The sequence below is a fragment of the uncultured Sanguibacteroides sp. genome, assembly GCF_900543425.1.
In the GTDB taxonomy this organism is placed as follows: Bacteria; Bacteroidota; Bacteroidia; order Bacteroidales; family Marinifilaceae; genus Gabonibacter.
Genome location: NZ_UQRQ01000011.1, coordinates 110,456 through 120,827 on the forward strand (window position 1 = coordinate 110,456; position 10,372 = coordinate 120,827).

Sequence of the window (10,372 nt, forward strand, 5' to 3'; positions counted from 1 at the left end):
TCCCCGATTTACGGTCGCGTCATTCAATTGAGATCATTATGTCAAATAGCACAAGGAATAACAAGCATCGCAGGCTACAACATTTTTTCAAAATAGTCATAATCATTATTATTTGTGGCATCATCGTATCCTTATTACCTAAAATAGAAGGATTTAAATATACTTATCAAAAAGGAATGCCCTGGAGATACGGAACCTTAACCTCTCCTATGGATTTCCCCATACATAAAACGTCCCAGGAAAAAATGTCCGAAATTGAAAAAGTCAAGAAAGAGCAATTACCTATTTTCAATTTCAACGAAGCATTAATTACCGGACAACTAAATAAATTTTCAGAAAAGATCAACGATTTAAAAAATAGAGACAATAGTGAAGCCATTCAGCAAATCATCACGAAATTAAAAGAGATCTACCAGAAGGGCATCATTCTTTTGCCCGAGAAATTAAGCAAAAGTGACATTAAATCTATTCTCGTCGTAAAAAATAACATCGCTTTCGAAGAAAATTTCGAACAGGTATACACGCTTAAAAAGGCATATGAAACATTGACCGATTATATTCATAAACTGAATATATCTCAAGAAGCAAAAGAGAAATTAATCGGAATGGATCTGAATAATTACCTGATTCCGAATCTGGAATATGATGCACTAAAAACAGGCTTGGCCTTAGACAATGCGATCAAGAATATCAGTCCGACACAAGGAATGGTCCGGAAGGGAGAGGTTATTATTTCAAAAGAAGAGTTGGTTACTCCGGAAAAATACAAGATATTGGAATCATTCAAAATCGAACACGAACAAGATCTCGGTTCCTCCGGTGACAGGATAAAAATGATCGTTGCACAAACAATCCTGACCCTGATAGCCCTTATCAGTTTCTCTATTTTTCTTTATTTCTCAAGGAAGCGGCTTTTTTACAACAACAAAGATTTCCTGTTCCTTTACAGCATGTTCCTGCTCACGATCCTATTAGGAAGTCTTTCTTACTTCCGGGATATTAATATCTTGGCTATTCCTGTACTTTTTTGCCCGATTATCGTGAATATTTTATTCGGTCCCCGCCCGGCATTGTACCTATTAATCGGCACAAGTATGTTGGTATCTTACTATTCGCCGAATAGCTACATGTACCTTTTTATGCAGATATCCGCCGGTATCGTTGCCATTTTTAGTTTATCACAATTACAACGCCGCGGGCAACTATTTTTGGCTATCGCTTTTATTTTTATCACCTATACCCTCGTTTACGGGGCATTTGCCCTCATACAAAACGGGACCATATTACCTCGTCAGCTTTTCGATATCATCTTTTTAATGATTAATGTGCTTTTGCTTAGCCTGACTTATCCGGTACTTTATTTAGTAGAAAAACTATTCGGTTATACTTCCGAAATCAGTTTGATGGAGTTCTCCAATCCGAACCATCCTGTTTTACGTACGCTAACCAGAAAAGCCCCCGGAACCTTTCAGCATTCACTAATGGTAGCCAATCTGGCAGAAGAAGCCATATATCATATCGGAGGAAGCCCTCTATTAGCCCGGACCGGAGCCCTGTATCACGACATCGGGAAAACCTACGATCCAATCATGTTTATCGAAAACCAATCCGGGGGAATCAGTCCACACAAGGCATTGGATTTTGATGAAAGTGCACAAATCATTATCGGACACGTAACGAAAGGTGTCGAATTAGCTAATAAATACAAATTACCGGAAGCTATAATCAATTTTATCCGTACTCACCACGGTAAAAGTAAAGTCAAGTATTTTTATTATTCATACAAGAATAAATACCCCGATAAAGAGATTGACGAAGAGCTCTTTACTTACCCGGGACCCGATCCTATGAGTAAAGAGTGTACTGTTGTTATGATGGCAGATGCGGTGGAAGCTGCCTCTCGCGCATTAGAAATAAAAAATGAAGAGAATATTGCAAAACTGGTAAATAATATCATTGATGACCAACTTAAAGAAGGAAGATTTGCCAATGCCGACATCACGTTCAAAGATATCTCTACGGTAAAAAGAGTATACACGGAAATGTTAGTCAATGTGTATCATGCCCGTATTGCTTATCCAAAATTAAAACAACAAGATAGTAAATCTACAGATCATGAGTCAAAAACCGATAACGATTAAAGACCTTGCCGAACAATTGAATATTTCCGTCTCTACCGTATCCAGAGCACTAAAAGATAATCACGAAATTAGTGAAAAGACCCGGAAAGCCGTGCAAGACCTGGCGAAAAAGGTAGGTTATAAGCCTAATCCTATTGCTGTAGCCTTAAAAACGCATAAAAGTTATACGATCGGAGTTATCGTTCCCCAAATCGTCAGCACTTTTTTCGCAACTGTAGTAAAAACGATCGAAGAAGTTGCCGATAAGTACGGATACAACGTATTAGTCAGCTCCTCTAACGAGAGTTTTAAAAAAGAAATGAAAAGTATCGATATCTTATTGGGTACCCGGGCGGATGGCATCATCTTATCTTTAGCTCATGAGACTCACACGTTCGATCATATTAAAAATATACAGGATGCAGGGATTCCAGTCGTTCTATTCGACCGGACAACCGATAAATTTGAAATTTCAAGAGTTGTAACAGATGGACTGACCGCTGCCTTCCAAGCAGTTCAACACCTTGTGGAGACCGGTGCAAAAAAGATTTTTATACTTACAGGACCGAAACAAATTGCAATCGGAGGCAATCGAATGAAAGGATACTTGAAAGCAATGGAAAGTAATCGCTTGGAAGTAAAACCTCACTATATCTGTCATTGTGATGATTATACGGAGCAGGCCGGCAAAAAAGCCGTTCAGCAGATCATTGCCGCAAAAGATATTCCGGAGGCGATATTCGGAATCAACGACGATTTAATTATCGGGGCAATCGAGGCCTTGAAAGAAGCAGGTTTACGTATACCGGAAGACGTCGCCTTAGTTGGTTTCTCCAACACGAAACGTTCCAGATATATGTCGCCCACCGTTAGTTCCATCAATCAATTCCCGGAAAAAATAGGGAAAATTGCGGCTGAACTCCTTTTTGAACAAATCTTAGATAATAGACATGCAAAAATAAGAGAAGAGATCGTGAATTGTGAATTAATTGTTCGGGACTCGTCAAACCGTAAACGACAAGTATTACATAATAATTAATCATATTTAAAGTTAGGAGACTAAAACCTTGTTAATCACATGGTTAAATATTGTTAAACCACCTATAGCCCAAAACTACATCATTAAATTTGTAGGAAACTAATAGCAGCAGCCCAATGGATATCGTCGTTGAAAATTTAACCAAGTCTTTTGAACGTAAAAAAGCCGTGGAATCGATCTCTTTCACAGCCAAGAAAGGAGAAATTCTCGGTTTTTTAGGGCCGAATGGAGCTGGCAAAACAACCATCATGAAGATTCTTTCCGGATTTCTTTATCCGGACGAAGGAAATATTTTTTACGGAAATTACTCCATATATAAACACAAGGCAAAAATTAAAAGAACAATCGGTTATCTGGCAGAACACAATCCGTTATATAACGAAATGAACGTCATTGACTTCTTATTCTTTATTGCCAAGCTATACAACATTCCCCGCTATAAAACGACAGCCAGAGTATTGGATATGTTACGTCTATGCGGCCTGGAAAATGAGAAACACAAGTTAATTAGAGAACTATCCAAAGGATATTGTCAACGTCTCGGAATGGCCCAGGCTCTCATTCATGATCCAGATATTCTCATCTTGGATGAACCGACGACCGGTCTTGACCCGAATCAGATCATCGAGATCCGGGATATCATCAAAAAAGTAAAAGAGGATAAAACAATCATACTAAGTTCACACGTTCTCGCCGAAATCGAAACGACTTGCGATCGTGTTATGATCATGAGCCACGGAAAAATAGTCGCGGACGGTACCGCTTCGGAACTTCGTAAAAAATCAGCTTCTGAACATTGTCTTCGATTAGCAATAAAAGGAGGAGAAACCAATCACATTTATGAAGCGCTCTCTTTATTACCTCAAATAAAAAATATTGACAAATTAAATAGGCAAACATTCGAATTAGAATACACCCCAGGGGAAGAGATCGAAAAGATCATATTTGACTTATGCCATAATAACAATTGGTATATCACTGAATTGACCCCTATACAAGCGCGTCTGGAAGATATATTTCATAAAGTCACTCAAAATTAGAGGTATGCGTACAGTTAGGATATTAGTAAACAAAGAACTGAAGATTACATTTAACTCCATACTCATTTACATCGCTCTCATCGTTTTTTTTGGAGTGACAGGCTTTATATGCTGGTTTTCCTGGTCAAATATATTCTCTATCGGACTCGTCCCTCTTAGCTATCTTTTCAATATCTTTTACTGGGCCTTATTTTTTCTAATCCCTTTTCTCACCATGAAAAGTATAGCGGAGGAACGCAAGGTGGGTACTTATGAACTCCTCCTATCCAAACCCATTACAACATGGCAGATCATCTGGGGAAAGTTTTGTGCTATTCTATTACAGGTCACTCTTTGTTTGGTATTAACACTCTCTTATTATATTACCCTTGCCTACTTAGGGCATATCGATCATGCGGTAGGTATATGCGGTTATATAGGGCTAATTTTAGTAAGTAGTTGCTACATCAGTATCGGTATGTTCGCCTCTTCCCTTACCAGTAACCCTCTATTTGCGTTTTTCATCAGCATCGGAGTAGGACTTTGTTTTCAAAAATTATTCGAATGGATTGCAGAATTATTCGAGACAGGGCTCCTGACAAATATTTTTCATTATCTTGCCATGGGAGAACATTTTGATTCATTCTCGCGCGGAATCATCGATACAAAAGATATCATCTATTTCTTTTCAATTATTATTCTATTTCTTACCCTGACGAAATACGTCATGAATAAGAGTAGAATTCAACCTAAAAAAAATAACTGATGAGAAACAAGCTATTTTACCATCCGGCTTATTTGATCATTCTATTGATTATAGTAAATATCATAGCTTATTTTGTATTCGTAAGAATTGACATGACTTCGAATAAAAAATACTCGCTAAGTCAGGTAAGTAAATCTTTTATTAAAAAAACGGATAAAGACATCACAATCGATCTTTATATCTCTCAAGATATCAGTCAGGAAAAGAAAAAATTAGAGAAAGAATTCAAGAACCTGCTCAAAGAATATAAAAGCCTCAGTAATAAAAGTTTCACCATAAACACAATCGATCCGGACAACGAGGAAAAAAGAAATGCGGCATTAGAAGCCGGCATTGAATATATTCCACAGGAGATCAATGAGATTTTTACCCAAACCGTATTCTTCGGTGCGACTATCAAAATAGGAGATCGAAGAACGACTATTCCTTACCTCTCCTCACATATGTCCATGGAATACGAAATGACCCGAATACTGAAAGAGGCCTGCGATACCTTAAAACCCAGAATCGGCTTTTTGCGGGGACATAACGAAATACCATTAAGCAATATATCCCATGTAATCAACGAACTTTCATCTATGGGACATATTGATTTCATATACATTGACCAGTTCACGAATTTAAACGATTATAAAGTAATCTGCATTGTCGGCCCTGAAGAAAAATTTCTTCCTCGACAGATTCGTCGCCTGGAAGAATACCTGGAGCAAGGAGGACGTCTTTATATCGCGTTAAATCATGCCGTGGGCCAAATTGGCCATAACCAAAACAGCGGATTTATCAACCAAGTGGGTATCGAAGAGATGCTGGAAAATTTCGGATTAAAAATCGAATACGATTTTGTCGTAGACAGAAGCTGTGGTACAGTAACCATTCAACAATACCAATTCAGACATACGACGATCTTTCCTTACATGCCGATTATCCGAAATTTCAGTAAACATATCATTACCAAAGGATTAAATGCCATAGCTCTCCGCTTTGCCAGTAGCATTAAGAATGTAAAGACAACCCATCCTTATATATTTACTTCCTTAGCCAAAACCTCTTCTATTTCAGGCGTCGAAGCAATACCTGTATTCTTTAACCTGATGAAGACCTGGACAAAGCATGATTTTAATCACCCGAACAATACCGTCGCAGCCTTACTTACCAATGAAGATAATAATAGCGCGATAGTTGTGATCACGAATGCCGACTTTATGCAAAATGATTTTTACAACTTCTTTATCAACGACAATATCACTTTCGCTGTAAATTCTATTGAATGGCTGGCTGACGATTCCGGATTAATCAATCTGAGAAATAAATTTATTACCCATCATGTACTGCCTCCCATCAGTGACGGGACCAAAATATTTTGCAAAAACTTCAATTTCTTTCTTCCTATTTTAGTCATCCTCACTCTCGCCTTCTTTATGTATAGAAAGAGTAAGATCAAACGTTTACGGCGCTCACAACCCGGGTATATCGATTGATAATCCGACATTGCAAATGAAGGAGATTAAAAAAATCCAGGAATTTACGATAGGAAGACCCTGCGATTTATAAAAAAAATTATTACAATGATGGTTTACCTCTTTTATCAACAATCGAATTATAACTCTCCGAGTTTATTATTTGGTTGATATTAGATAAGTTCTTCTTTATAGCCCTTACCTTTAAAATTTCGAATGGCAATATTTTAATTCACTCTTATATTTTTGATATCACTCCGATGCCGATCACCTCAAAAACTTGTAATATATAAATATACTGCTGTTTCGCAACTATTATCGAAATAGCCAATATCCCTCGATTACTCAAATAAAAAGTAGTATTTTTTCAACCCTTGCCTCTCGTTCTCTATTTGCCAATTGAAAACTCTATTCGACACCTTCCCCCAAAAGACAATTACATTTTCGAACGAACTTTCACAGTTATTCTTTCCTATATCCGATCGATAATTTCTACCCCATCACCTTCTACTCTTTTCACTCGTTTTCATCTGTTCTATCTCTTATGTATGCTCTTAAATCGTTCCAGTCACACAAGTCCTCCTGTTTACAGTTCTCTTGAATATAGTCTTGGATGGCTTGCCCGGAAGACAAGATTTCATCATTTCTAAAGTTTATTAATTCGCATGGTAACAAAGAAATTCGCTCTATGATCGAATTCAACACCCTTTTATGCCCGTCGTAAATATAAAATTTGTTATTGAATACGATGACTTTAATGGGGTCTTCAAGATAACGATCTAACCCTTTCGATTCATTACCGATAGATTGAATATTTTCGAAAGACAAATTTCCACTACTTTTTGTCGGCATAAGCGTATAGGGAGACAACCAAATTTCATTGGATGAGATTCTATTTTGATAATTTGCAATAATAATGTCAGCAATTGTCGATGGTGAAGAATAACTTGTATCCACCACCAAATTATAATTTGAAAGATTCTCTAAATCGACGTCATATTGAACCTTAAATCTATGCACTTCGCTTTTTCGGCGTTGAATGATATTAGCTAAAGCAGTTCCTATATTTTCATGTTTTTCATTGATTCTTCCCACATCATTATAAACACGCTCAGCCGCAATTTCGTCTTTTACGTACAAATATACTTTAAAAGATTGCGGAATAAAATGCCAAGCTAACCTGGAGTCAAATATTTTAGGATTTGGCTTTAAACCTTCATTTTTAACAAAATCATCCAATTCATAGTCAAATTCAGGGTGTGTTTCCATGTATTTATTGAAATCATTTGTACTCATTCCATAATCTTGAGCCATTCTCCTTAATAGGCTTCCAATAGATTCAACTTCCAAGCCCAAACGTTCTTTCAAAATAGAGGAAACAACACTTTTACCACTTCCCAAACTTCCTGTTATCGTAATATGTCTCATGTGTAAACATTGAAATATTAAATACTTATATCATTTTACCTACCTGCCCGTAGAAAGGTATAAATATAGTATTATTTTATTTTAATACGGTTCTCAAGATGTTTAATTTCAATTTACACCGAGAAATACCTATTCAAAATCAACTATCAAAATAAAATAACAGGATACTATAATGAAAATGGAAGCTTGTTACACCTGTATTAAAAACAAGTAAAGTATAAATAAAAAAGGAGTAAAAATCTCAATTATTGATTTTCACTCCATTTCGTGAACTCGGCGGGAGTCGAACCCACAACCTCTTGGGCCGTAACCAAGTGCTCTATCCATTAAGCTACGAGTCCTTCTCGTTTTGCGATGCAAAGATAGATAAACTTTGATGAACCTGCAAGTCTTTATTTGATTTTTTTCAAATAGTTTTTTTATCTCTAAAAAGAAGAAAATGGTCCGAATCTTGTTTTAATTATTATTTTTGTAAGGGGTTGTTCAATGATTAATATTAGATTGTATGTTTAAAAAAATATTCAGGAGATTGAAGAGATGGAATTTGAAAGGAAAGCAAATGGAATTCGAAAGAAAATTGTCCTTTCATAATTTTAGGACAGCACGGAATTGTATGATTTTCTGGGTTGAAAGTGATGTCCCGTCTGACAAAATAGAAAGATTAAGGAATCTTTTATCGGAATACATGAATGTAGAGGCATTGGCTTTTCTTGAATTAGGGCGATCTATGCCTGCAATGCCGAAGACATTTTGCGTAAACGAGAATAGCATTTCATATAGTGGAAAGTTTTCGGACAGTAAATTAAAAGAGTGCATAGAGAATGCTTACGATTTATGGATTGATTTATCATTGAAACCTAATGCTCTATCTGACTATATCGTGAGAAATTCCAAGGCGAAATGTAAGATAGGCATGGGACGAAATAGTTTCGAGAATGATATTATATTCGAAGATGTAAACGATATTGATACGTTTACAGAACGTATTTCAAGGTTATTGAATAAAGTAAATTAAGTATAAAATGAAAAAATTTTCGGGTGTAGGTGTTGCTTTGGTTACCCCTTTTACGGATAACGGACAAATAGATGAAATCTCATTACGCGGATTAGTCGATTACGTCATAGAAAATGGTGTAGATTATTTAGTTGCCTTAGGAACGACGTCCGAGGCGGCAACTTTATCGGCTAACGAAAAGGAACGAGTGGTAAAAATTATCGTCGAACAAAATGGAGGACGGTTACCGTTAGTTTTGGGTGTCGGTGGAAATAATACACAACAAGTATTACAGGATCTGAACACGCTATCTTACATCCCTCTGGCCGATGCTATTTTAAGCGTAACTCCCTATTATAACAAACCCTCTCAAGAAGGTCTGTACCGTCATTTCAAAATGATAGCCGAAAACTCGGCTATACCCGTGATTCTGTATAATGTACCCGGACGAACCTCTGTCAATATGACGGCTCAAACAACTCTACGATTGGCTCACGCCTTCAAAAATATCATAGGTATAAAAGAAGCCTCCGGTAATTTCGAGCAAGCGACGGCTATTTTAAAAGATAAACCGGAAAATTTTCTTTTTATCTCCGGGGACGACGGAATTGCCTTGCCTTTAATGTCTATCGGATGTTGCGGAGTCATTTCCGTTATCGCCAATGCTCTTCCCAAGGAATTTACAAGCATGGTACATTTAGCTTCTGAGATGAAATTCGAAGAAGCCCGAAAGATTCATTTCGAACTATCAGAACCCTGTAAGGCCCTTTTTGAAGAAGGCAATCCCGCGGGAATAAAAGCAGCTTTACACATAAAAAAAGTAATCACATACAATAAGCTAAGAACCCCTTTATCCGAGGTTAGTGAAAAGCTTTACCAAAAATTAAAACTGCAAATAGCAGATTAAAATAACTCACGGGGACGGGTATGCTATTAATTGTAAACTGTAGATTGACGATTGTAGATTAAACACCGCTCGTGAGCTTAATTTACAATTTAAAATCTACAATCGTCAATAAAAAAAGCCACGATCTCTCGTGGCTTCTCCCTAAATTCGGCGTCGACCTACTCTCCCACCTGGCGGCAGTACCATCGGCGCTAACGGGCTTAACTTCTCTGTTCGGGATGGGAAGAGGTGGATCACCGTCGCTGTAGACACCTTTTAATTACTTTTATATCATGTACCTTTTAAAGCGTTTGACAAAAGAAAGAACGTCAACGAAAATAGAAACCAACCGAGTCGAGTCTTCGGGTTATTAGTACCGCTCGGCTGTGCCGTCACCGGCTATACACCTGCGGCCTATCAACGTCGTCGTCTACGACGACCCTGTATGGAGATCTTATCTTGAGGCCGGCTTCGCGCTTAGATGCTTTCAGCGCTTATCCGATCCGCGCGTGGCTACCCGGCAATACGACTGGCGTCATAACCGGTACACTAGAGGCGCGTCCAACCCGGTCCTCTCGTACTAGAGTCAGGACCTCGCGAATCTCCCACGCCCACGACAGATAGGGACCGAACTGTCTCACGACGTTCTGAACCCAGCTCGCG

The 10,372-nt window shown here is 37.7% G+C and carries 8 protein-coding genes, 1 tRNA gene and 2 rRNA genes; 7 read left to right on the forward strand and 4 right to left on the reverse strand.

Translation table 11 applies throughout. The features are described 5' to 3' along the window. Window positions 1–38 precede the first annotated feature (38 nt). The 5 genes from QZR76_RS08125 to QZR76_RS08145 all read left to right on the forward strand — a co-directional run bounded on the left by QZR76_RS08125 (window position 39) and on the right by QZR76_RS08145 (window position 6,422). Window positions 39–2,141: an HDIG domain-containing metalloprotein gene (locus tag QZR76_RS08125; RefSeq protein WP_294142092.1), complete on the forward strand. Its 2,103-nt coding sequence runs from the start codon at window positions 39–41 to the stop codon at window positions 2,139–2,141. Next, window positions 2,116–3,159, forward strand: coding sequence for a LacI family DNA-binding transcriptional regulator (locus tag QZR76_RS08130; protein ID WP_294142093.1), 1,044 nt, complete (start codon window positions 2,116–2,118; stop codon window positions 3,157–3,159). Before QZR76_RS08125 ends, QZR76_RS08130 begins: the two co-directional genes overlap by 26 nt. 116 nt (window positions 3,160–3,275) lie before the next feature. Next, complete coding sequence (locus tag QZR76_RS08135) at window positions 3,276–4,199, forward strand: ATP-binding cassette domain-containing protein (protein ID WP_294142095.1); 924 nt, start codon at window positions 3,276–3,278, stop codon at window positions 4,197–4,199. Window positions 4,200–4,203: 4 nt separating this feature from the next. After that, on the forward strand, window positions 4,204–4,944 hold the full coding sequence (locus QZR76_RS08140; protein WP_294142097.1) for an ABC transporter permease subunit: 741 nt from the start codon (window positions 4,204–4,206) through the stop codon (window positions 4,942–4,944). Beyond that, the gene (locus tag QZR76_RS08145; RefSeq protein ID WP_294142098.1) at window positions 4,944–6,422 is read left to right on the forward strand and encodes a GldG family protein; all 1,479 of its coding nucleotides are present in this window, start codon (window positions 4,944–4,946) and stop codon (window positions 6,420–6,422) included. The genes QZR76_RS08140 and QZR76_RS08145 overlap by 1 nt, the downstream gene beginning before the upstream one ends. A 495-nt stretch (window positions 6,423–6,917) precedes the next feature. On the opposite strand, the gene QZR76_RS08150 is transcribed toward QZR76_RS08145, so the two are convergent. Together QZR76_RS08150 and QZR76_RS08155 are read right to left on the reverse strand one after the other, a co-directional pair. After that, a complete protein-coding gene (locus QZR76_RS08150; protein ID WP_294142101.1) occupies window positions 6,918–7,829 on the reverse strand; it encodes an AAA family ATPase in 912 nt (303 codons plus the stop codon). A gap of 268 nt (window positions 7,830–8,097) precedes the next feature. Beyond that, a tRNA-Arg gene (locus tag QZR76_RS08155) sits at window positions 8,098–8,170 on the reverse strand. Between the two features lie 164 nt (window positions 8,171–8,334). Here QZR76_RS08155 and QZR76_RS08160 point away from each other — a divergent pair. Both QZR76_RS08160 and dapA read left to right on the forward strand, forming a co-directional pair. Next, the gene (locus QZR76_RS08160) at window positions 8,335–8,844 is read left to right on the forward strand and encodes a hypothetical protein (protein ID WP_294142102.1); all 510 of its coding nucleotides are present in this window, start codon (window positions 8,335–8,337) and stop codon (window positions 8,842–8,844) included. Window positions 8,845–8,851: 7 nt separating this feature from the next. Next, a complete protein-coding gene (dapA, locus tag QZR76_RS08165) occupies window positions 8,852–9,730 on the forward strand; it encodes a 4-hydroxy-tetrahydrodipicolinate synthase (RefSeq protein ID WP_294142103.1) in 879 nt (292 codons plus the stop codon). 145 nt (window positions 9,731–9,875) lie between these two features. Here the strand turns inward: dapA and rrf are convergent. Both rrf and QZR76_RS08175 read right to left on the reverse strand, forming a co-directional pair. Further along, window positions 9,876–9,986 (reverse strand): 5S ribosomal RNA (gene rrf, locus QZR76_RS08170). Window positions 9,987–10,059: 73 nt separating this feature from the next. Continuing rightward, window positions 10,060–10,372, reverse strand: a 23S ribosomal RNA gene (locus tag QZR76_RS08175); the annotation flags it as partial.